We start from the raw sequence: 22,256 nt of genomic DNA, 5'->3' as shown, positions 1-22,256 counted from the left end.
TCGTGCGTCAAAAGAGTATTGATTATCATGGTAGCGCATGAGGTGAACACGCCAGCGCACGCCAAACAGCTACCCCAAAACGCGCATGCTCGGGCAAAGGTCTGCCAGCGGGCACTCGTCGCACTTGGGTTTGCGGGCATCGCAGATCTCGCGGCCAAAGGTGATCCACTGGTGGTTGACCGATTCCCAATACTCGTGCGGCAAGATCTTGAGCAGATCCTGCTCGGTCTTGAGCGGCTCTTTGGCGTGCGTCTTGGGACTCAGCATCAGACGGTGCGCGATGCGGTTGACGTGCGTATCGACCGCGATGCCCTCGACAATGCCAAACCCCACGTTGAGCACGATGTTCGCCGTTTTACGTCCCACGCCCGGCAGCTTGACAAGCTCCTTCATGTCGGCCGGCACCTCGCCGCCGTAATCGGCGACAATCATCTGCGCGGCCTCCACGGCGTGCTTGGCCTTGCTCTTATAGAAGCCGAGCGACTTAATGGTATCTGCCACATCGGCAACGCTCGCCCCCGCCATGGCCTCGGGCGTGGGCCACTGGGCAAACAGCTTTGGCGTCACCTTGTTGACCTGCGCGTCGGTCGTCTGCGCCGAGAGCAACACCGCTATGAGCAGCCTATAGGGATTCTCGTGGTCCAAAAAACACTCAACCGGGCCATAGCGACGGTTGAGGCGCTCGCACACCTCAACGGCGCGCTCGCGTTTGGCGGCATTGGTCTCGCGTGGCATAACGACTCCTCGGATCAGCGGCATAACTTACCTATGGGCACGATTGTCCCACGTATGGGGTCTTTACGCCTCCAAAAATGCGCCGGTCTGGCGGCCCCACAAGCTTGCGTACTCGCCGCCTGCCTCGACAAGCTGCGCATGCGTACCGTCCTCGACAATCTCGCCGTCCGCCAGCACCACGATGCGGTCGAGCGCCGCCACGGTGGACAGGCGATGTGCCACCACAATAGAGGTGCGGCCGCGCATCAGGTTCTCGAGCGCCTCCTGCACCAGCGCCTCGGACTCGCTATCCAGGGCAGAGGTCGCCTCGTCGAGCACCAGAATCGGCGCGTCGGTGAGGATGGCACGGGCGATGGCCACGCGCTGGCGTTGGCCGCCCGAAAGCTTAACGCCGCGCTCGCCCACCATGGTGTCAAAGCCCCGGGGCAGGCGGTCGATAAACTCCAGGGCATTGGCCAAGCGGGCCGCCTCGCGAATCTGTTCGTCGGTGGCATCGGGGCGGCCGTAGGCGATGTTCTCGCGAATGGAGCGGTGAAACAGCAGTGCCTCCTGCGGCACGTAGGCAACCTGGCGGCGCAGGCTCTGCTGCGTGCAGCGCGAGACATCCTGACCGTCCACGAGTACGCGACCGCCCTGTACGTCGTCCAGGCGCAGCAGCAACTTGGTGAGCGTCGTCTTGCCCGAGCCCGATTTGCCCACCAGGCCCACGCGCTGACCCGCCGCCACATGGAGCGTCAGGTCGTCGAACACGCTCTCGCCCGCCGCGGCGTCGCGGTATGCAAAGCTCAGGTGCTCAAAATCAATCGCGCCCTCGCCCACCTTGAGCTCGGGAGCGTTCTCGTCGTCTGCCACCAGACGCGGCTCGTCCAGCACGCGCGTCATCTCGGCCGCATCGCCCAGCGCGCGGTTGATGCGCTGCATCATGGAGCTTACGTAGTTCAGACGCATGGTGAGGTTGTACGTATAGGTAAAGATCATGACGAGCGCGCCGGCAGAGATGCCAAACCACGCGTTGCCGCCCGCGACGAACACGCTCACCACGGCCATGGTGATGACGATAAGGCCCGAGGTCGTAAAGTTGCGCTGCATCATGGCGTGCATCGAAACCGTCTCGGCGTCGCGCGCGGCGCGGTCGGCGCTATCGAACAGGTCGCGCTCAAAGTCTTCGCGCCCACAGGTCTTGACGGCCAGGATGTTCGTGACCGCGTCGGAAAGCACGCCCGACAGTTTGTTCTGCGCGGCGGACGTCGCGGCCGAAAGCGGCATGATGCGCTTATACATAAGCCAGACAAACGCAATGTAGACGACCATAATGCCCACCAGGATCACGGTAAACGTCGGCACCACCGGAGCGAGCGCCGCCACCGTGCAGACAACCGAGGTGACAGTGGGGATGAGCGAATACACCGTCACGTCCACCAACCCCGTGTAGCCGCTCATAAAACGGCTCGTCTGGCTCACAAGCGATCCGCCAAAACGGCTGGTGTGGAATGTCATGGATTGATTGGAGAGCGTGTCGAAGCACAGGCGCGCCAAGTGATAGTTGCCCGCAATCTCGAGCTTGTAGACGGTGTAGTCCTGCAGCTTGGAGAGGATCTGGCCTACCAGGTTAACGAGCACGAGTGCCAGAATGTAGGGGCCAAAGACCTCAAACACCCGGTCGCCCGCCACGGGGCCGGCCTGGACGCGGTCGACGATAAGCGCCATCACGTAGGTGTTGGCAAACGTGAGCAAAAAGATGTAGCCCGCCGACGAGAGCACCGAGAGAAAGACGATCAGCGGCTGCGTGCGCGTGACGTCCCAAAAACGCTGTAGCGTGCGGCGCACGGTTGAGCGTTTGAGCGGACTGGTGCTTCTCTGTGACATGGGCTTCCTTTCACATATGGCGGGGCTAAACGTCATTGTTGCATACTAAAGCACACTTCAGGCAAGCACGATGCGAAAAGCAGCGGGGCGCCCGCGTTTGCGCCGGTGCCCCACCGTCTTGTTCTAATTATTCCTCGTCTTCTTGGTCTGTGAGAAGGCCCGCGGGCGTGAGTCCCAAGATCTCATCAGCTTGGTCGGCGTCTTCCAGCGCGTCGATGTCCTTGAGCTTGCGCTCCATGACGTTGGTGCGCGTGGTGATGATGCCCTCGACCGTCTTTCCCGCGGTCTCGATTTGCTGCTGGGCGCGGCGCAGCGCCGCCTGATAGCGCGGCAGCTCGGCCTTGACGGCAGAAAGCACGCGCAGCACGTCATCGGTGCGTTTTTGCAGCCTAAACGTCTGGTAGCTCATCTGTAGACTGTTAAGGATAGCCGCCATGGTGCTGGGACCGGCAACGTTGACGTGATAGTCGCGGCCCAGGGTCTCGATAAGTCCCGGACGACTGACAACCTCGGCGTACAGCCCCTCAAACGGCACGAACATAATGCCAAAGTTGGTCGTTGCCGGCACACTCAGGTACTTTTCGCAGATGTCCTTGGCCTCGCGCTTGACCATGGCATCGAGCGTCTTACGCGCAGCGGCGACGGCCTCAGCGTCACCCAACTCCTGGGCGTCGAGCAGATGCTCATATGCGTCACCCGGGAATTTGGAGTCGATCGGCAGCAGCACGGGATCGTCCTCGTCTACTGGCAGCTTGACGGCAAACTCAACGCGCTCCGAGGCGCCGGGCTTGGTGGCGACGTTTTCCAGATACTGGTCGGGCGTGAGGATGTCCGCCAGGATTGCACCCAGCTGCACCTCGCCCAAAATGCCACGCGCCTTTACGTTGCCCAGCACGCGCTTAAGGTCGCCCACGCCGGTGGCGATGGACTGCATGTCGCCCAGGCCCTTGTACACGGCCTCGAGCTGGTCGCTCACCTGCTTAAACGATGCCGACAGGCGATCGTTGAGCGCGCGGGAGAGCTTCTCGTCCACCGTCGCGCGCATCTGATCGAGTTGCACGTTGTTGTCTTTGCGGATAGCACCCAGCTGGGCATCGACCGTCTCGCGCACCTTGTCCAGGCGGTGCTCGATACCCTCGCGGTTGGCACCGAGTTGTTGGGCCGTCTCGCGGCGCAGGTCATCCATCCGGTCACCAGCTTGCGAAAACTCGCGTGCGATGTTCAGGTAACGTTGCTGCTCCACGGCCGCATCTGTCGTCTGCTGCTGCGCGATGGCATTGGCCGTACGGCGGGTTTCTGCCAACGCGACGTTCAGGGCATCGAGCGCGTTGTTGGCCTGCTCGAGTGCCGCCATCGCCTCCGCACCGCCATCGCTGCGCTCTCGCAGCTCGGCGCGAAGGCCCTTGAGCTGCAGGGCGCAAGCCACAGCCACTCCTACCGTTACCAAGGCGATCACGACCAGCACAATATCAACAGCAGACATAGACTCCGCCCAACAAACCCAATCGATCATCAATCAAAACCGCGATCAATCTTACCCCGCCACACGCACCGGGCGCCCGGCCCCTTCTTGGGCGCCCCTCTCCTCCGCATATTCCATAATGCGGCGCGCCGTCTCCCTGCTCACCTTTGAGTCATCGCCGGCTAAGTATGCGTACACGTTTCCCTTATTCAGATTCAAATCGCGGCAGAGACCGTAGCGCGTTACGCCCGATTCCCCTAGCGCTCCCAACGTTCTTTTTCGCATCAGAGCGTTGATCCTTCTGTCCGCCACTGGCTTTTCCTTCACCGCTCTATACGCACGCCAAACGTTGGCATAACGATTAGGGAGTTTGTCCTCGGCGCATAGAGATGCCAGGCTACCCGTTTGGGCGTACAAGGACAAAACGCCTCGGTAACCCTCTTCCATCCACGAACCCTCGGATAAGCCCAGAACGTATTCGGCTTTACCCTGCGCCAAAGCGAGCAAAAACAGGGGCTCCGCCACGCGCGGCGCAACCGTCGTCGCCTGCTTAACCAGTTTTCTAAAACTGAGCGACTGCTGTCCGGATAGCTCTCGGCAATAGCCTTTTAAGAATCCCTCAAAGGTCAGATTCAACCGAGCACCTCCTTTTTGTATTGCCTGTATGCGCAGACCATCTCTTGATAACTCCGCTCCGAAGGCGACGACGCCAGCGCCTCGCCCTCGTCGAATATAAGCCGTTCGAGCAGTCCCCAATCAAGTCGGTCGACGAATGCCTGGCTATGAAGATCGACGATGTCGTTCGGACGGTAGGCATAGAGCTTCATTACCGCTAGGTCTTCCAAGGATGGCGTAAAGTACCTGATAAAACGCGCCCCAATATCCAAGGGAATCAAACGATCTTCGTAATTGAATGGCATCTGATTACAATATGCCGCCGCCATACCATTCACCTCGGAATATCGAGCTATGATCTCGCGGAGGCACCTGTCTGCCTCAAACACATCAATGTCATGTGTAACCGACCGATTCGTCACATCGTTAAGCATGAAGGCGCTCCCTCCCACCAATACAACGCTCGGCCTATCGTCTCTTGGACCTATTTCCAGCTCCGCCTCTTCGTCAATACCCAAAAGAGTCTGCTCTAAATCCTGCTTATGCATAGCAAATCCTATTATTAATCATCATCAATAATACTATTCAGTCGCACGACAGGACCCACAGGATGCAAGAATTCTACTCGTGGCGATAATCCCTGCACCCTAGAAGTCCTAATGTGACAAACGCTAACTCTCCCAGCCGGCGCGGATGGTTGTTACGATATCGCCCAGGCGCTGGCCGAGAGCTGTCAAATGTTGGAGCACTTCGCTGGGCGAAGCGCCGTTGAGAATGCACGTAAGGGCATATGAGGCCAAGAAGATTGCCGCGAGTCCCAACGGGATCAGCACGATCATCGCCAGCGTACGCAGGCGCTGGGCCCAGCGACGGCGACGCGCACGACGCTTGTCGAACGCAAGCTCCTGCGCATATGAATCTTGTTGTACGGAATAGGCTCCTGGGTCCACCTCACCCGCAGACGATACCGCGGGCGCGGCGTTTTGCGCAGGAGGCTGGACGGCTGCCCCTTGCATTTGCATCTCCATAAGCCGCTGCTGTTGGCGCAGCATGCGCTCGGCTTGTTGCTGCGGGGTCTCAAGAAACAGATCCATGTTGGCCTCCTCAATAGGAGCATTCGATGCTTGCGCCCAGCATCCCGCACCATCGCGGCCGCGGCAACGAAATCCGCGGCAATAGCCGCAAAGATTCTTTTGCCAGAAAACTGTCGAAAAGTTCAACAACTCCCCTACCAGCACTTTCTTTGAGCTTTTTTCGCCAGCAATCTTTTGCCCTCTCGCCCTTGCACCATCCGACCAAAACCTAACCAAAAGCTTGACGGAAATTGTGAAGACAGGGGCCCCAAACAAAACGTGCCGCCCCATAAGGGGCGGCACACAAACTTCTTATCAGCTTTTCTGTAGCGAGCACGCGACGGCCCGAAGCCGGAGCGCAGCCAGCGCCACGCGCTAGTAGTTCACCACCTGCTCCTCAAAGTACGCCTTGGGATGGTTGCAAACCGGGCACACCTCGGGCGCCTTGGCACCAACATGCAGGTGCCCGCAGTTCAGGCACTTCCACACCTTTACGCCCTCGCGCTCAAACACCTCGCCCGATTCAATGCGCTCGACGAGCTTGTTATAGCGCTCCTCGTGAGCCTTCTCGACAGCGCCAACGCCACGGAACTTCGCGGCGATCTCGGCAAAACCCTCCTCTTCGGCGGTCTTGGCGAACTCGTCATACATCGTGGTCCACTCGTAGTTCTCGCCCGCGGCGGCATCGCGCAGGTTGTCCAGCGTATCCGGAACAGCACCGTCGTGCAGGTACTTAAACCACAGCTTGGCATGTTCGGACTCGTTGCCCGCCGTCTCTGCAAAGATATTCGAAATCTGAACGTAGCCGTCCTTTTTGGCCTTGGATGCATAGTAACGATACTTGGTGTGCGCCTGGGACTCACCGGCAAAAGCGGTCTCGAGGTTCTTCTTGGTTTGAGAATTCTCAAAATCCATAGGTGTACTTCCCTTCAATACGCGCCGCCCATAGACTTTGAGCGGCATTGCCTTTAGGATACCCTCATGCCGAGAATCTAAACCTTACTATCCTGTTCTGCAAATTCGCGTCATCACACACTCAGCCAGCGCTCGCCTTCGGCACGACAAAAGCCTTCGCGCTCCAGGTCGGCAAGAATGCCCGCAATAAAATCGCAACCAACCGGTTCGCGACCCGCTGCGGCCTCCATCTTGTTAACGCCTGCAACAGCTTCAACAAGCGTTATGCCCGCCGGCTGTCCGTCGCGAGCTGCAAGCAGCATGCGCACGATATGGGCACGCTTTTGCCGACGCGAGCCCTCAAACTTGGACTGGCGGCTGTAGCCCGCCGAGCGCCTAGACGGATTGGGCAGCGTCTTTTTAAGATACGCGCCGTAATCCAGCAGCGCGTAATACCACGCGCGCGGCGTATCGGCATCGTCGAGCGGCACGGCAAAGGGAGCGACCTCATCCGCCGCCGCACCGGGCGCCGCCGGGCAGGCCGCCTGGATCAACGGCACCAGCTCGCGGTCGGGAACAGACGGAACGTCAGGAAAAAAGTGATGCAGAAAGACCGTGCGCACATTGGTCTCCAGGTACACTCCCGGAAGATCAAACGCAAACGACCGAATGCCCTGCGCCGTTGCGGGCCCAATACCGGGCAGCGCGACCAGGTCGCGTGTATCACGCGGAAACTCCCCATCCCAGTCCTCCACGAGTCGCTGCGCGGCCTTATGGAGCGCCAAAGCACGGCGGTTGTAGCCCATGCCCTGCCAAGCGTCCAAAACATCAGAAGGAGCGGCCTGGGCGAGAGAATGCACGGTCGGAAAGCGGTCGAGCCATGCCGGCATGCGCGTCTCTACGCGTGGAACCTGCGTCTGCTGCAGCATGACCTCGGAAAGCCAGATGATGTACGGGTCGCGCGTGCGGCGCCACGGAAGGTCGCGATAACGCAGAACCCCTTCCGAACGAATCATCGAACGAAAGGGGTCCTGAATCATAGCTATACTCCTTATGCGGCGCTACTCCTCCCGGCAAGCACACGCGCAAACGGCATACTCGGGAAAGGCGTCGCGGTCGGCGAACTTGGGATCGACGGCGGGGAACTGGCGGCGAGCGACGACATCGTCCAGCGAAACGGAATCGAGGTAGTCACGCATCAGCGCCTGGGCCCCAGCCCACAGGGGATGATAGCAGCACGTGCCCCTGCGCGCACAGTCGCCATCGAGTGCCGTGCAATCATTCATAACCATAGGGCCCTGAACGGCCTCGACGACCTGACGGATAGTGACCTCGCTCGGGTTGACCTTAAGACGCATACCGCCGTGGACGCCACGCAGGCTCTCCACAATACCGGCCTGAACCAAACCGTGTTGGATCGAACGGGCAAACGAATACGGAACATTGACCTCTTCGGCAGCAGTGCGAACAGAAAGCAACCGCTCCGGCTCCTCGGCAAGCATCGCAAGCATGCGGAGGGCATAATCAGTCTTCCTCGATATGTCCATGTTTCCCCTTTCAAGGAATACGAACAGCTCGAACGGGCTCCGGGGCCGAGCTTACGTCGAGACGCTAAATAACCGCCGGGACAACCAAATAGTGAATTAGATGTCCGCTGAAGGTCGAATCCAAAGCAAATTGCATCAGATTAGGCCAACAGTGGAATTTAGTATAACCTAACCCCCTGTTTCATTGAACGAGTGTTGCGCAACAAACCCCCCTTGTTTAAACCGATATACTTAATTCATTTCCGCATCTCGGAAGCAAGGAGCTGAATGAAAGGGACGGCCGAGCGGTTGTCCTATTAAACGCAAAAAGCCACGTCCGAAGACGTGGCTTTAATTGCGTTGGCGGGAAGTACGGGGCTCGAACCCGCGACCTCCGACGTGACAGGCCGGCGCTCTAACCAAACTGAGCTAACTCCCCAGGCAGTCGTTCGCGTTTGTTTCCGCTCGCGTGCGCTGCGGGGATTAGTATACACAGAAGTCTGTTCGCCGCGCAACAACTTTTTTGAAAATATTTTTTGGGTCCCTCCGGGAGGGTCTCCGGGGCCGGCTGGCGCGGGTTAAGTTTGCTGCTCTACAGTCCTGCGCAAGACGGAAAGCACATTAAGTGCTTTCCTTTGCCTGCGGAACTCGCGACAAACTTAACCCGCGCCAGCCGGCCCCGGAGACCCTCCCTGCCGTCACTATGTTCAACCAGTTTTGCGGGCGTGCGCCGCTGCGCGGCTAGCCCGCGTGCTCCTCGGCGGGGTTGGTCTGATTGTTCTTGTTGAAGCTCGGCCTTTGGCTCAAATGGAAACGGGGGATACATTGTGCATCCCCCGTTTTTGTTGCGGTTAGTCTAAGTCAATAAACTTGACGCTTAAGACCTTGCCGTCCTTGACGAGCATTCTGGCCATGGTGGGGCCCCGGGTGCCCCTGGGGTAGCTGGCGCTGCCTGGGTTGAGGACCAAGCAGCGGCCCACCTGGGCCTCTTTGGTTACGTGAGTGTGACCGTTGATGGCTACGTCCACGGATCCCACCGGGAGGTCTTCGCGGTAGTGGGCTACGGCAAACTTAAGGCCCTCGTAGCTAAAGAGCGCCAGACGGTCCACTTCGGGGCCGTAATCACGGTAGTAGTCGTTATTGCCCAGAACCGCTCGCACGGGGGCAATGGTTCGCAGATGTTCGTAGTCCATCTCCGATGTAAGATCGCCGGCATGGATAATCAGGTCCGCGCCGCTCAACTCATCTAAAAGCGCGGGCGACAGATAACCGTGGGTGTCCGAGATGATGTCGATACGCTTGGCGCTTGCACTGTTCATGGGATCCCTTTCGCAAAACGATTTGGTGCATTCATACAAAAAGCCCCGCGGCTCCGCAGACGATTTTGGTCTACAGGGCTGAGGGGCCGGTGTGCTAGAGGCTCAGGGCCTTCTTGAGCGGTACGACGCGACGGCGCGAAACCGGTACGCGTTCGTCGACGCCCGTAATGCCCAGCTGGATAGCGCCCGAGGGGACCGTCTCGACGTCGGTAACACACGCCAGGTTAACGATATAGCGGCGGTGAACGCGGAAGAAGCCAAAATCACAGAGCTTGGCCTCGAACTGTGCCAGCGAGGTCGTCGACAAAAAACGGTCGTCGACGGTATAGATACAGGAGTAATCGTCCTTGGCCATAATGAAGCGAATGTCGTCCACGGGGATGAGCACCTTGCGGCCGCCCTTCTCCACCGGGATGCGCTCGATGGTCACCTTGCTGTCCGCAACGGGCTTCGTGCGCTGCATGACCTTCTCGATTGCACGATCCAGGCGGGCTTCCTCTACCGGCTTCATCAGATAGTCGACGGCATCCACATCAAACGCCTCAACCGCATGATCGCTGTACGCGGTCACAAACACGATCGCCGGCGGATTCTTAAGCTTATGCAGCGCCTCGGCAAGTTGCAGACCCGAAGCGCCAGGCATCGAAATATCGAGGAATACGACATCAACGCGACTCTCCATAAGCATCTCGATGGCGGAGCGAACGCTCGACGCTTCTGTGATCGTGCCGATCTTGCCCGTCTGCTCGAGCAAGAAGCGAAGTTCCGAACGGGCCGGGGCCTCATCATCCACAATCATCGCACGCAGCATGGGGATAAAACCTTTCGTCAACAAACTACATCGGGCATACGCCAACCGGCGTTAAGCCCGTGACCAATTATTCTACTCTTGAATGTCGAAGATGCTCTCCGACAAATCGAGATGTAGGAGCACTTTAGCGCCCTTACCCGGCGCCGATTCGACGCGCGTATAGGAGTGCGGCCCATAAAAGCGATGAATGCGCTCCGAAATATTGTGCATGGCAACGCCGGCGCCGCCACCCTGCGGGGAGCTGGCGTCGGGACGGGCAGAGCGCTCGTCAAACAGTCTGGCAGCGATGCCCTCGTCCATGCCCACACCGTCATCGGCCACCGAAATCAAAATCGCATCGTCACCATCTCTGCGGACCGTCACGTCAATCTTCAGCGCACTGGCATCACCCATGCCGTGACGCACGGCGTTCTCGACAATCGGTTGGATCACAAATGCCGGAACCAGCGTGTCCTCGACGTCCTCGGACACGTCAAAGGTCGCCAGCACGCGATCCTCGCCAAAGCGCGCCTTCTCAAACGTCAGGTAGCGCTTGGTCTGTGCGACCTCGCGCGACACGGGAATGAGCGAGCCCGAATTGTCGAGCGTTGCGCGATAGAACGAGGAGAACTCGCGCAGCAGCTCGCGGGCGCGCAGCGGGTCGGTACGCGTAAACGATGCGATGGTGTTGAGCGTGTTGAACAGGAAGTGCGGGTTAATCTGCGCCTGCAGGGCACGCACCTCGGCACGGGCCGTGAGCTCCTTTTGCACCTCGAGCTCGTGAATGGCGAGCTGCGTGGACAGGATTTCGGCAAAACCCGAGGCGAGCGCATACTGGGTACGGTCGACGGCACGCGGGGTCTTGTAATAGAACTTGAGCGTGCCGACGGTGCGGTCGCCCACCTTGATGGGTGCGATGATGCCAGCGGGGACCTGGTTGTGTGAGCCATCCGAACCCACCACGTCCACCACACGGTTGAACGACTGGACGATACCGTGTTCGATGACGTAGCGCGTGGCGAGCGTATGAATGGGAGAATTGGGCAGCAGCTTTTCCTCAAACTCGCCCGCGCAGGCCAGTACGTTGCTCTCGTCGGTAACGGCAACTGTCATGGCGCGTGTCTCGGGCAAAATGCGCTGGCACACCAGACGTGCTGACTCCTGCGTCAGACCGCCTTTAATGTCCTCGAGCATGGCCGAGGCCACCGAGAGCGTCTCCTCGGTGTACTGCGAGCGAACCGAATCGGGATTGAGCGTCAAAAAGAAAAAGATACACAGGAAGATGCATAGCAGCGTACAGGCGACCACGGTCGCGATTGGATCGATTCCAGTCGCCAGGGCAAAAACAAAGTACACCAGCACACAAATGGCGCAGGATACGGCAATGATGCGAAAGATTGACATTGAACTATCGCGCTGGGCGCGGCGGTCGATCATTCAGTCCCCTCCAGGATGCTGGTCAGCTGGGCGTCACGCCAGAGCCCATCCATAATCTTGGGCCAGAAGCTCTGGAAACGCAGGTAGCTTGCGGCGTTTTGGCGTGCGTAGGTCCTGGCCTCGTCAATACCGTGGCGCCAAATGCGTAGGTATCCCTCGTGCTCGCGGGTAAAAATGCTGCGGACCATGGCAGTCTTACGCACGCGATCGTCAAGCTCGCGCGAAATCCACGGGCCCGGATAGGGCATGAGAGACGCGGCTGTAACGGGAATGAGCTCTTTCTGATGCGCGGCAAACGTTAGCTTGGCACGTTCGTAGTACCAACGGTACACGTCCTGCATAAAGCGCGGCGAGCGTTTCTCGGACTCGGGCGGCAGATGGCGCACGGTCCACTCGTTATCAAACCATACGTCGTAGCCAAATATGCGCATATTAAAGAGGTAGTCCAGGTCCTCGCCACGAGTGATAAACGGGTCAAATGCCACGCGGGTAAAGGCGCGGGCATGGAGGGCCATAAGGCCGCCGCACACATAGTTTGAACGCGAAATACGGGTACCCGAGAGCGCCTTTTTCATCCAGCGATTGAACTCAATACGCTTGGTCCACCAACGGTGGCAGATGCCCACCTTGTCCGTGGGGGCCAGCGGCGATCCGTCTCGATCGTAAAAGTAGCCGCTCTTAACCAAGATCGGCAGGCCCTGACGCGTCTGCTGCCCCAACGCGTAAGTCGCGCGTTTCATAAAGTCGGCATCGATGACAGTCTCGTCGTCATCCAAAAAGATGACGGCATCGTGACCCAGCACGGCGGCACAGGCAAGTCCCATATTGCGGATGGCGCCATAGCCGCGCAGGCTCACGCATTCTCCCGAACCCTTGGGCGCAATCTGCGCTACGCGGTCGGCGATACGCGATGCCTGGGTATTGGTGACTACGGTAACTTTGAGCGTAGGGTGCGCGTCGACGATTTCGCGTACGCGCTTCGACACATCCGCCGTGGCCGAGATGGGACAGACCACCAAAAGGATGATTCGCGGAATATCGCGTACCTGCTCGAGCGAAGCAAGACAGCGATCGAGCTCGGGATTGGTGGCGTTGAGCTTCGTCGAGTGGTCATAGACACCGGGAGCGTTTGCATGGGCATCATCGCCCGCCCAATATGTTGGAATCACAACCGTGGCGTTCATGCCTTCCCTCCCTGCAACACAAAAACGAGGCGCCGCCAAACACAGGCGACGCCCCGCGACCTAGCTGATTCCATCATACCCACTTGGGCAAATCATTGCTCGCAAGTCGCAATGTTTATTGCGGATAACCCCAAAAGAGTACCGCGGACAGGCACAATAGCCGCTCGCTCCTATGCGGCATGCTCTGCCGCTCGAGTCATGCGAGACAGGCGGGCCAGCAGCATAAAGCCAACGACCAGCAGCACAGCAATGGAAAGAACGCCCAGCGACGGGTTGCCGGTCAGCGAGGTGACGACCGACACCAGAAAGGTGCCCATAACGCTTGCATAGCGCCCAAAGATGTCAAAGAAGCCGTAGTACTCGTTGGACTTTTCCTTGGGGATGATGCGGCCAAAGTAGCTACGGCTGAGTGCCTGCACGCCACCCTGGAACAGGCCGACCATAATGGCAAGCACCCAGAATTCAAAGGCGGTCTTGAGGAAAAACGCGGCGAACAGCACAATGCCCATGTAGGCGGCGACCGCCACCAGGATCATGTTGAGCGTGCCCACGCGTCCGGCGAGCTTGCCGTAGATGATAGCGGACGGAAAGGCCACGAACTGTGTAACGAGCAGGGCCAGTACCAGCTGGGTCGAGTCGATGCCCAGAGCCGAACCGTAGCTGGTTGCCATGGAAATGACCGTGTGCACACCGTCGATGTAGAAGAAGAACGCGATCATGTAGACCAGCACGGTCTTGTTGTGGGCGATCTCGCGCATGGTGTGTACGACCTCGGAGAACACGCCGCCCACGATGTGGCCGATGGTGTCCTCGGGACCGCGCTCGCGACCGTACTTTTGCTTATAGGTGCGAATGAGCGGCAGGGTAAAGATGAGCCACCAGGCACCAGTGATGACAAACGACAGACGCGTTGCCAGCATGGTGGGGACGCCAAGAGCGGGACCACCCATGATAAGCGCCAGGCAGATGATGAACGGCACGGTGGAACCGATGTAGCCCCAGGCATAGCCCGAGCTGGACACGGCGTCCATGCGCTCGTCGGTGGTAATGTCGGGCAGCATGGCGTCATAGAACGTCATAGAAGAGTTAAGGCCGATGGTGCACAGCACGTACACGGCCAAAAATGCCATGGCGGACATTGGGATAGCCTGCGCCAGGCAAAGCACCAAGCCCGTGAGGAAGAAGCCCAAGAAGAACTTGATCTTGTTGCCGGCGTAATCGGCAAGCGCGCCCAAAATGGGCATGAGCATGGCAATGACCAGCGAGGCAATCGTCTGCGCGCTACCCCAAGCGACTACCAGGTCGGCCGAGGAAGCACCGGTATTGATGGCGTTAAAGTAGATGGGCACCACCGAAGTGTTGAGCAACACGAGGGCCGAATTGCCCACATCGTACATAACCCAGTTACGCTCGAGCTTGGTGTATTTCATGGACAGGGACCCTTCGTATTCGCCCGATATGCAGTCAGTTCATCGTACCCCAATTGCACAGAGGCACCGGTAAGGATTCGGCAAAGGGGCACGCACGAGCCCTACTCCTCGCGGTCGAACTCTTCGTCAGCGCCGAGCACGCGACCGCTGTAATTGACGTGGTTGGTCACGGCCTCCATATCGCCGGTCTCGATAAAGCGGGTGACCGTGCACTCGTAATCGACCAGCGCGCGGTCAAAGACCTCGGGGAAGCTCTCGTTCGAGACCTCATCGGTAAAGGGATTCTTCCACGTCAGATGGCCCAGATTGCCGGTGCGCTCGGGCGGCTCGGTCGTCACGCGGTGAGCAAGGCCATCGAGCAGGGAGTAGTCGTGTACTAGGCTCTCGACCAGGGCAATTGCACGCGTCTTGGCCGAGCCCGCCGGTTCAATGGCGCGATAGAGCAGCTGCATGTCGGCAACGGCGGCACCGTACTCCCCCGCTGGGATATCGATACCGTACACACGCCCGGCAACATAGCTCATCAGCACGCCGGCCACGCGATTGATGCGGTCGGTGGTGACGATCTCGCCCGCCGGCGGATAGTCCTCGACCGTGGCCCCGTCGCGCTTGAGCTGCAGCATCAACACGTCCAGGTCACTTTCGAGCACCGCATGGACCTGGCTGCCCGAATCCTCCAGCTCGGGATCGGACTCGACAATGCCAAACTGCTGCTCGTAGACAAAGGGGTGCGCATTACGGTCGAGCACGTAGTGCGACAGCAGGCCCAGCGCAAAGGCGCGGCCCAAGTTGGCATCGCGCGGGAGCAGATGGGACACGCCGTCGCGCAGGCACGAGAACTGGCGCGACATGCGCGAGCGATGCATGGCCTGTGCCAGCAGCGTGCAGTCGGAAACGCGCGGCGTCAGGATGTGGAAGAAAAACGGATCGGGACCCTGGTTGCCCAGGATAAAGGCAATGCGTTCCTCGTCGGACGTAATGACGCCCTGCGGCAGACGATCGATGCTTTCCTCGCCAAACAGATGATGCGTAATAAGCGCAGGCATAATGATCCTTTCGATTTCATTCGATGTCACCCATTATGCCCACCGCGCGGCCATGCCAAACCCGCGTCGGCAAACGATGGCATGCGGACCGTCTACACAAGCCCCAGGCGCGCCTTAACCTCGGCAGCGCGACGACGGGACACGGGCACCGTCGAGGTTACGCGATCGAGCCTGAGTTCCATAAGACCCGTAGAACCGATCTCGACATTGTGCACGTCTTCCAAATTGACCAGATAGCTGCGGTGGACACGGATAAAGCCCTCGGAGGCCAAGCGCCGCTCGAGCGATGAAATCGACTCATTGATCAGATATGTTCCCTCGGCGCAGACGGCGTTGCAAAAATCGGCGCGCGCCTCAAAGTAGCAGACATCCGCCACGGGAATGAACACCTTTTTACCCCCACGATCCACCGTCAGGCGCAAAGGCTGGTGCGGAGCATGGACGACACGGCGTGCGCCCAAGGCGGTCTCGATCTTGTCGAGCGCCTTTGACAGGCGAGCATCCTCGACCGGCTTGACGATGTAATCGACGGCATCGAGGTTATAGGCATCAGCCGCATACTCGGCAAATGCCGTCACAAACACCACGACCGGCGGTGTCTTTAGGTTCTGAAGCGTCTCGGCAAGCTCAATTCCCGAGCGACCGGGCATGGTAATGTCTAAAAACAGCACGTCGGGCTTGTTCGACAGAATCGATTCCACGGCTTCGGTGACATTGCCCGCCTCGGCAATCTGGCCCACACGCGCATCCTTTTCCAACAGATAACGTAGCTCAGCCCTAATTGGAGGCTCGTCGTCAACCACCAAGATGTTCCAGCCTTCGGACATATGCGCTTCCCCTCTTTTTTCTCTCAATCCAACCGCGTGCTACACCGTTAGCGGCGCCGGCTCATGCGGCTCGCCGTTCAACTCAACGATGACCTGCGTTCCCACGCCCTCCTGGGACTTCACGCGCATGCCAGAATCTTCTCCGTAAAAGAAATGGATGCGCTGAAGCACGTTGAAGAGCGCCAGGCCGCAACCTCGCTTGACGGAGCCGTCGGCGGTAATGCTTTCGGGCTCCTCTCGGCGATGCTGCTCAAACAGATGCGCGCAGACTTCTTCGCTCATACCGATGCCATCATCTTCGACGATGATCTCCAAGCCGTCATCGGTCTCAAAAGCCCTAACACGAATGGAAAGCGGCTCGGTCTCGCGCTGCGCATGCTTGATGCAGTTTTCGAGCAGCGGCTGCAAGATAAACGGCGGCACCAGGCTGTCGCGCACCTCAAAGTCGATGTCGACCGAAACGCGCAGACGGCCGTCGCCATACCGGGCCTGCATAAGATTGATATAACGGGTGCCCTGTTCCACCTCGTGCTCGAGCGTGGTGAGCGTATCGGAATCAGAAAGCGTCTGACGATAGTAGTTGGAAAAGTCGATCAGCAGCGATCGCGCCTTGTCGGGCTCGGTTCGAACGAGCGAAACGATCGTGCTAATGGTATTGAATAGAAAATGCGGATCGACCTGCGACTGCAGAGCGCGGAGCTCAACGCGGGCCGTGAGCTCATCCTGGCGCTCGAGCTCAAAGCTGGCGAGCTGCGTGGAAATGAGATCGGCAAAACCCGAGGCAAGCGCCGTCTGGCGCATATCGATGCTGCTCAGGCGGGGGTAATACAGCTCGAGCGTGCCCACGCAATGCCCACGCACGCTAAGCGGCGCGACAATACCGGCACGCAGACGGGGAAAATAGCCGCCCGTCTCATTGGAGGCATCACGCGAAAACACGCTCTGCTCGCCCGTCTCAATCACGTTGAGCGTGGTCTTGAGCACTACCGGGGTTCCGGCAGGGCACTTTGCCGAGTCCTCGCCCCAGCTTGCCAGCACCTGCCTGCCGTCAGTAAAGCAGATGGCAGAAGCGATGGTCTCGGACAGGATGATTTTAGAGGCACCCAGGGCCGCTTCGGGCGTAAGGCCGCGCGACGTGTAGGCGAATATTTTTGATGCGATGGCGAGCGTGCGGTCGGTTGCGCTCGATGTGAGGTCATCGGGGACCACAAAGACATACGAGAAGAAGAAGCACAGCATGACCAGGCCGGCAATAACGACAACGCCTGGAACGGGATTGGGATTATCGGTTAAATCCCAGATAAGCAGCAAGATAAGCGCCGGAACGACAACACCGAGTAGGATGGCCTGAACCACATGCTGGGCCGTACGAAAGACCTTGGTAGAGTTGTAACTCTTGCCCAGAATCAGCCTATTGAGATCCACCGTCATCCCCTCTTGTCCGTAGTACCGATAGCAATAAAGAGGGCCGCAAGCGACCCTCTCCATTGCATTATGCAATCAAAAACTGTGTTTTACATCCAGCCATCGACTAACGGTAGCTTAGGCGCTGTACTTGTTTGGCTCGCCGAAGGTGCCGGCCTCGACAATCCAGCCGTCCTTCATGATGACGTCCATGTTGTCGGTGTTGAGCACGTGGATGTCGGCGGCGACGTCACCGTTGACGACCAGCAGGTCGGCGCACTTGCCGGCCTCGATGGAACCGGTCTCGTCCTCGATGTGGCACATCTTGGCGCCGTTGAGGGTGGCGCAGGTGATGGTCTCGACCGGGGTGAAGCCGATCTTGTCGACGAACTCGTACATCTCCTCGATGGAGCAGGTGCCGTACGGGGTGACGAAGGAGAAGGAGTCGGAGCCGATCGTCATGACGACGCCGCGCTTCTTGGCCTCGCGCAGGCAGTCATAGTTGCGCTGCAGCTCCTTCTCGACCAGGGTACCCTCGTACTTGTCGTGCAGCTCGGGGACGTAGACGGGAGGATAGGTGGCGTACCAGGTGGGCAGGAAGGCGATCGTCGGGGTGAAGAAGGTGCCCTGCTCGGCCATGAGGTCCATGGTGCGCTCATCGATATCGAAGCCGTGAATCAGCTGCTCGCAGCCAAAGCGAACGGAATCGTAGGCGGCGGCGTGGTTGTTGTAGCAGTGGCTCCACACGGGGATACCGACCATCTTGGCCTCTTCGACCACGGCCTGGATCTCCTCGGAGCAATAGTGCTGGTCGCGACCGGAGTCCCAGCGCCAGATGCCGCCACCGGTAGCCCAGATCTTGATGGCATCGGGGTTCTCGCGCAGGCGACGACGGACGGCCTTGCGCAGATCCCAAGGACCGTCGACCTGGTCGCCCCAGGGATGGGATTCCTTGTTGAGCTCCTGGGTGCAGTGGTGGGAGTCACCGTGACCGGCAACACGGCAGAAGCCGAGGCCGGTGGCCAGAACGCGCGGACCCTTAAAGACGCCCTTGTCGATGCAGTCGCGAATCTGGATACCAAAGCGGCCGATCTCGCAGACGGTGGTGAGGCCGTGGGTGAGGCAGTCGTAGGCCTGCTTGACGGCGACGGCCTGCTTCTCGAGGAGCGGCTGCATGACCCAATCGGTGTCATCGTCGGTCAGGTTGCCCGAGAAGTGCAGGTGGGTGTCGATCAGGCCGGGAAGGACAGTCTTGCCGGCGGCGTCGATAACCTCAACGCCCTCGGGAAGGTCCTGCATAACACCGGCGTACTCGATCTTGCCGTTGTCGTCGACGAGAACGAGGGAGTTCTCGACCGGCTCGGCACCGGTACCGTCGATGAGCTTGCCGCCAACGATTGCATACTTAGTGGACATGGTTCCTCCTTATGGATCCATATAGTGGGTGAGGCCGTGTTGGGTTAAGGCCTCACAAAGCTACCCAAGTGATGCCGGGTTCGGTACGCGGGAGAGAGGGCACCGCGCACCCAATCCGCCCCGGCTCAGCGTTACTTTTTGCGGGAATTGGTGAAAGCCATGAGAGCCAGGCCAATAGCCAACCAGCCGATCACGATGCTCCACTCCACCATGTTGAGGGAGGCGGGAGAGAACGGAATCACGAGCAGGCCGATGATGATGGCGCAGGCAGCGATGGCGAGGCTGATGCCAAACTTGCCGCCGGGCACCTCGTAGGGACGAGGTAGGTCGGGCTCGGTGAAGCGCATGCGCAGGCAGGCAAGAGCGACCATGCCGCAGGAGAAGATGAAGGCGAGAGCCGACACATTGGTCAGAGGGATGAGCATGTTCTTGCCCAGGAACGGACCGACGACGGTGATGATGGCCAGAACGACGCAGGCGAGCTTGGGAGCACCGGAATTGGGATCGACCTCGGCAAACTTCTCGGGCAGCTGGCCCTTGCGGCCCATGGCGAGCATAATGCGGCTCGTGGCGCCGTAGAAGGAGTTCATCGGGCCCATGGGTCCAAGCGTGGCGATGACGAGCATGGCCAGGTACAGGAGCATGTTGATGCCCTTAAGACAGGCAAGCGCGGGAACGGGGCTCTTAACAAACTCATGCCAGTCAAGGATAGTGCCGAACGAGTAAATGCAGACCATGTAGAAGCCGCCGGCGGCCAGCAGGGCCAGGGAGATGATCTTGCCGAACTTGTTCCAGTTAAGGCCCTCGGCTGCTTCCTCAGCCTGCTGAGGAATGGTGTCGAAACCGGCGTAGAAGAACGGGGTCAGAACCAGGACCGACACGATACCGGCGAACAGGCTGGTGCCCTCGGTGGCGGCCTTACCGCCGCCAGCACCGGCGACCTGGGAGAACACAGGCATGGCGTTGTTCGGCGAGCCGGTGAACAGCGAGACGCCCATGGCGAGTAGCATGCCGCAGAGCAGGGCCTTGGTCAGGAAGGCTTGGAGCTTGGCGGCCGAGCTGGCACCGCGGAAATTGAGGAAGATGACGTAAACTGCAAAGCCGAGCGCGATCAGCGTCGGGAACAGGTAAACGTCGGCGCCCAGGATGGTGTAGAGCTTGATGGCGCGCAGCCACTCAAGACCGGGCAGGCTACCGAACATCTCGGACACGAGAGTCGAAATGGCAATGGCCTCCCACGGGCACAGGATGCCGTTGCCCAGGGCCAGGAGCCAACCGGTGATGTAGCTCAGTGTACGGCCAAAGCTACGATCGACATACTCGACGATGCCGCCCGAGATGGGGATAGCAGCCGTAAGCTCACCGAAAACAGCTCCGACGGGCACGAGGAAGATTGCACCCAAGAGGAATGCGATCATAGCGGGAACGGGACCGCCGCCCACGACCATCCAGTCGCCGACCTGCAGAACCCAACCGGTACCGATGATGGCACCGAAACCGATGGTGAAGAAGTTCCAGAGCGAAAGCGTTTTCTTCATGCCGCCGGTATCCTCGACTGCAACTTCTGCGTTCTTGTCCGCCATTGTTCCCCTCCTTTCCTTTCTGACGCCCCTTGGCGTCACCCCTTGCACGGCCTGTTTTGCCGCGCACTTTTTATTTCATGGCTTTAAGATACGGCCTTGGCACAGCAACGCCACTCGTAGCTCGACCGAAGGCAGAACTGCAAAACGAGCGGCGCCGTTTTTGGGACGAACGGCACGGTTTGCCGCTCATTGCTGCCGCCCGCCCGACGGGCGTACGTTCATCGAACGCATAGAGAGATGTTTTTGAAGCCGTGTGTTTTGCGCCTTTCGTACCGTTTACCGAGCTTTCGACGCGCAGGCCCATTTGTTGCACATCTTTTTTGTAGGATAGACAGGTTATACATGAGACAAGGCGGTACGAATGGCATACGGATATAACGACGGTGATCAACGGCGACAAAGCGTTCGCCTTGCTGGCCGTACCACGCCGACGCCCAGAAGTGCCACGAGCAGCAATCCGCAACGCCCTCAAGAGCAACCCAGGCCTTCGTCTCGGCAGCAGACAAGCAGAACACGGCAGAGTGGCCGTCCGAGCATAGGCACAAGCGCGCAGCAAGATAGCCGCTTGGGCGCGCGCACTCGACAGCGTCAGGCCGAGGTTCCGCAGCTGCGCCGCAACGGCGTACGTCAGCCCGGCATCCATATCAACCGCTTCTTTTCGCATCCCCAAGGCGGACGCAACGGCAAGCCTTACCGCTCGACATCGCACGTGAATGCCCCCGCCCTGCCGGCTCGTCGACTTCGCCTCGCACTGTGCTCTATCCTCACCTGTCTGGTCTTTGTGTTTATGAGCTCCTGTATGTCCCACGGCTTGGCCGGTCTCGAGCCCACCGCCGAGGACAAGCTGCTCAAGGCCCCCGTCGCGCCCGGTTATTCTTTCGCCTTTTCGACCCCGCGCTCGCAATGGCAAGCCGGCACGATGCCCCATATCTATCAGATCGACCCTGCGTGGTCGGAGCTGCCTTACGCCGGCGGCACCATCCGCCAAAATGCCTGCGGGCCTACGTGCCTCACCATGGTCTACATCTTTAAAACGGGGCGCACCGATATGACGCCGGTCGATACGTGCACCCTTTCCGAGGCGGGCAACTATGCCCCCACCGGTGCCACCGAGTGGTCGTTTATGACGAGCGGCGCCGCGCAGCTGGGGCTTAACGGGACGCAGCTCCATAACGATCGCGACTCTATGACTCAGGCGCTACGTTCGGGAGCGCCCGTCATCGCCGCCGTTCGGCCGGGCACCTTTACCAACGTGGGCCACTACATTGTGCTTTACGGTATTGACGGCGCCGACCAGATTGGCGTCTACGACCCCAACTCGGCCAGCCGCAGCGCCCGCCGCTGGGGCGTCGTAGAAGTCCTTAACGAAGTCGAAGCCATGTGGGCCTACTACTAGTCATTGGGGACAGACTTAAATGATTGGTCGTTGGGGACGGCCCTTGCGGATGCCGCTCGTGGGCGGCCATGCCGGCTGCCCCACACCGCCAGAAACTGCCAGCATGGAAAACGTCTCCCACTTTGGAGCTCGATTACGGGATGCACTTTCCGCGCACGGCCTGTTTGGGAAACTGGGGGCCACTTTTCGATCAAATTCCGGGATGTATTTTCCGGTTGAGGGCCATAGGGAAACTGCATCCCATTTCGAACGC

At 59.4% G+C, this 22,256-nt stretch carries 21 protein-coding genes and 1 tRNA gene; 2 read left to right on the top strand and 20 right to left on the bottom strand.

The genetic code is table 11. The annotated features are described in order from the left end of the window. Window positions 1-69: 69 nt before the first annotated feature. The 6 genes from nth to ACQRC0_RS07065 all read right to left on the bottom strand — a co-directional run bounded on the left by nth (window position 70) and on the right by ACQRC0_RS07065 (window position 5,772). Complete coding sequence (gene nth, locus ACQRC0_RS07090) at window positions 70-735, bottom strand: endonuclease III (RefSeq protein ID WP_427719497.1); 666 nt, start codon at window positions 733-735, stop codon at window positions 70-72. Between the two features lie 63 nt (window positions 736-798). Further along, window positions 799-2,601, bottom strand: a complete 1,803-nt coding sequence (locus tag ACQRC0_RS07085; protein ID WP_427728914.1) for an ABC transporter ATP-binding protein — start codon at window positions 2,599-2,601, stop codon at window positions 799-801. A gap of 127 nt (window positions 2,602-2,728) precedes the next feature. Continuing rightward, on the bottom strand, window positions 2,729-4,084 hold the full coding sequence (gene rmuC / locus ACQRC0_RS07080; RefSeq protein WP_427728912.1) for a DNA recombination protein RmuC: 1,356 nt from the start codon (window positions 4,082-4,084) through the stop codon (window positions 2,729-2,731). A 51-nt stretch (window positions 4,085-4,135) separates the two neighbouring features. After that, the gene (locus tag ACQRC0_RS07075; protein WP_427719501.1) at window positions 4,136-4,699 is read right to left on the bottom strand and encodes a hypothetical protein; all 564 of its coding nucleotides are present in this window, start codon (window positions 4,697-4,699) and stop codon (window positions 4,136-4,138) included. Next, entirely contained in the window at window positions 4,696-5,226 is a 531-nt protein-coding gene (locus ACQRC0_RS07070; protein WP_427728910.1) for a DUF6036 family nucleotidyltransferase, read from the bottom strand. The genes ACQRC0_RS07075 and ACQRC0_RS07070 overlap by 4 nt, the downstream gene beginning before the upstream one ends. Window positions 5,227-5,349: 123 nt before the next feature. Beyond that, window positions 5,350-5,772 carry a hypothetical protein gene (locus tag ACQRC0_RS07065; RefSeq protein ID WP_427728908.1) on the bottom strand — a complete coding sequence of 141 codons (423 nt, stop codon included), beginning with the start codon at window positions 5,770-5,772 and terminating at the stop codon, window positions 5,350-5,352. A 26-nt stretch (window positions 5,773-5,798) separates the two neighbouring features. Here ACQRC0_RS07065 and ACQRC0_RS07060 point away from each other — a divergent pair, with 26 nt between their 5' ends. Continuing rightward, the gene (locus ACQRC0_RS07060) at window positions 5,799-5,984 is read left to right on the top strand and encodes a hypothetical protein (protein WP_427728905.1); all 186 of its coding nucleotides are present in this window, start codon (window positions 5,799-5,801) and stop codon (window positions 5,982-5,984) included. 142 nt (window positions 5,985-6,126) lie between these two features. Here the strand turns inward: ACQRC0_RS07060 and rbr are convergent, their stop codons facing one another. From rbr to ACQRC0_RS06990, 14 genes are all read right to left on the bottom strand, one after another. After that, window positions 6,127-6,666 (bottom strand): rubrerythrin, encoded by a 540-nt coding sequence (gene rbr / locus ACQRC0_RS07055; protein WP_154518486.1) that lies wholly within the window; start codon window positions 6,664-6,666, stop codon window positions 6,127-6,129. A 113-nt stretch (window positions 6,667-6,779) separates the two neighbouring features. Beyond that, on the bottom strand, window positions 6,780-7,685 hold the full coding sequence (locus ACQRC0_RS07050) for an adenine glycosylase (protein WP_427719505.1): 906 nt from the start codon (window positions 7,683-7,685) through the stop codon (window positions 6,780-6,782). 21 nt (window positions 7,686-7,706) lie between these two features. Continuing rightward, window positions 7,707-8,192, bottom strand: coding sequence for an RrF2 family transcriptional regulator (locus ACQRC0_RS07045; protein WP_154518481.1), 486 nt, complete (start codon window positions 8,190-8,192; stop codon window positions 7,707-7,709). Window positions 8,193-8,532: 340 nt separating this feature from the next. Further along, window positions 8,533-8,610: transfer RNA gene (locus ACQRC0_RS07040), tRNA-Asp, on the bottom strand. Window positions 8,611-9,022: 412 nt separating this feature from the next. Further along, window positions 9,023-9,490, bottom strand: a complete 468-nt coding sequence (locus ACQRC0_RS07035; protein ID WP_154518649.1) for a YfcE family phosphodiesterase — start codon at window positions 9,488-9,490, stop codon at window positions 9,023-9,025. A gap of 94 nt (window positions 9,491-9,584) precedes the next feature. Continuing rightward, complete coding sequence (locus ACQRC0_RS07030) at window positions 9,585-10,301, bottom strand: LytR/AlgR family response regulator transcription factor (protein WP_154518646.1); 717 nt, start codon at window positions 10,299-10,301, stop codon at window positions 9,585-9,587. Between the two features lie 72 nt (window positions 10,302-10,373). Further along, on the bottom strand, window positions 10,374-11,717 hold the full coding sequence (locus ACQRC0_RS07025; RefSeq protein WP_154518643.1) for a histidine kinase: 1,344 nt from the start codon (window positions 11,715-11,717) through the stop codon (window positions 10,374-10,376). After that, a complete protein-coding gene (locus ACQRC0_RS07020; protein ID WP_427728901.1) occupies window positions 11,714-12,901 on the bottom strand; it encodes a glycosyltransferase in 1,188 nt (395 codons plus the stop codon). The genes ACQRC0_RS07025 and ACQRC0_RS07020 overlap by 4 nt, the downstream gene beginning before the upstream one ends. Window positions 12,902-13,071: 170 nt before the next feature. Then, entirely contained in the window at window positions 13,072-14,331 is a 1,260-nt protein-coding gene (locus ACQRC0_RS07015) for an MFS transporter (protein ID WP_427728898.1), read from the bottom strand. A 101-nt stretch (window positions 14,332-14,432) separates the two neighbouring features. After that, window positions 14,433-15,377 carry a zinc dependent phospholipase C family protein gene (locus ACQRC0_RS07010; RefSeq protein WP_427728896.1) on the bottom strand — a complete coding sequence of 315 codons (945 nt, stop codon included), beginning with the start codon at window positions 15,375-15,377 and terminating at the stop codon, window positions 14,433-14,435. A gap of 92 nt (window positions 15,378-15,469) precedes the next feature. Beyond that, entirely contained in the window at window positions 15,470-16,204 is a 735-nt protein-coding gene (locus ACQRC0_RS07005; RefSeq protein ID WP_427728894.1) for a LytR/AlgR family response regulator transcription factor, read from the bottom strand. A 39-nt stretch (window positions 16,205-16,243) separates the two neighbouring features. Beyond that, on the bottom strand, window positions 16,244-17,629 hold the full coding sequence (locus ACQRC0_RS07000) for a sensor histidine kinase (RefSeq protein WP_427728891.1): 1,386 nt from the start codon (window positions 17,627-17,629) through the stop codon (window positions 16,244-16,246). 117 nt (window positions 17,630-17,746) lie between these two features. After that, on the bottom strand, window positions 17,747-19,024 hold the full coding sequence (locus tag ACQRC0_RS06995; RefSeq protein WP_154518625.1) for a metal-dependent hydrolase family protein: 1,278 nt from the start codon (window positions 19,022-19,024) through the stop codon (window positions 17,747-17,749). Between the two features lie 131 nt (window positions 19,025-19,155). Beyond that, window positions 19,156-20,607 carry an APC family permease gene (locus tag ACQRC0_RS06990; protein WP_427728889.1) on the bottom strand — a complete coding sequence of 484 codons (1,452 nt, stop codon included), beginning with the start codon at window positions 20,605-20,607 and terminating at the stop codon, window positions 19,156-19,158. A gap of 565 nt (window positions 20,608-21,172) precedes the next feature. Between ACQRC0_RS06990 and ACQRC0_RS06985 the strand changes: the two genes are divergently transcribed. Further along, on the top strand, window positions 21,173-22,003 hold the full coding sequence (locus ACQRC0_RS06985) for a C39 family peptidase (RefSeq protein WP_427728886.1): 831 nt from the start codon (window positions 21,173-21,175) through the stop codon (window positions 22,001-22,003). Window positions 22,004-22,256: the final 253 nt, after the last annotated feature.

This window comes from Collinsella sp. SGI.033 (genome assembly GCF_050315135.1).
GTDB lineage: Bacteria > Actinomycetota > Coriobacteriia > Coriobacteriales > Coriobacteriaceae > Collinsella.
Note: the sequence above shows the minus strand (reverse complement) of the source record. Positions and strands in the feature narration are given on the sequence as shown.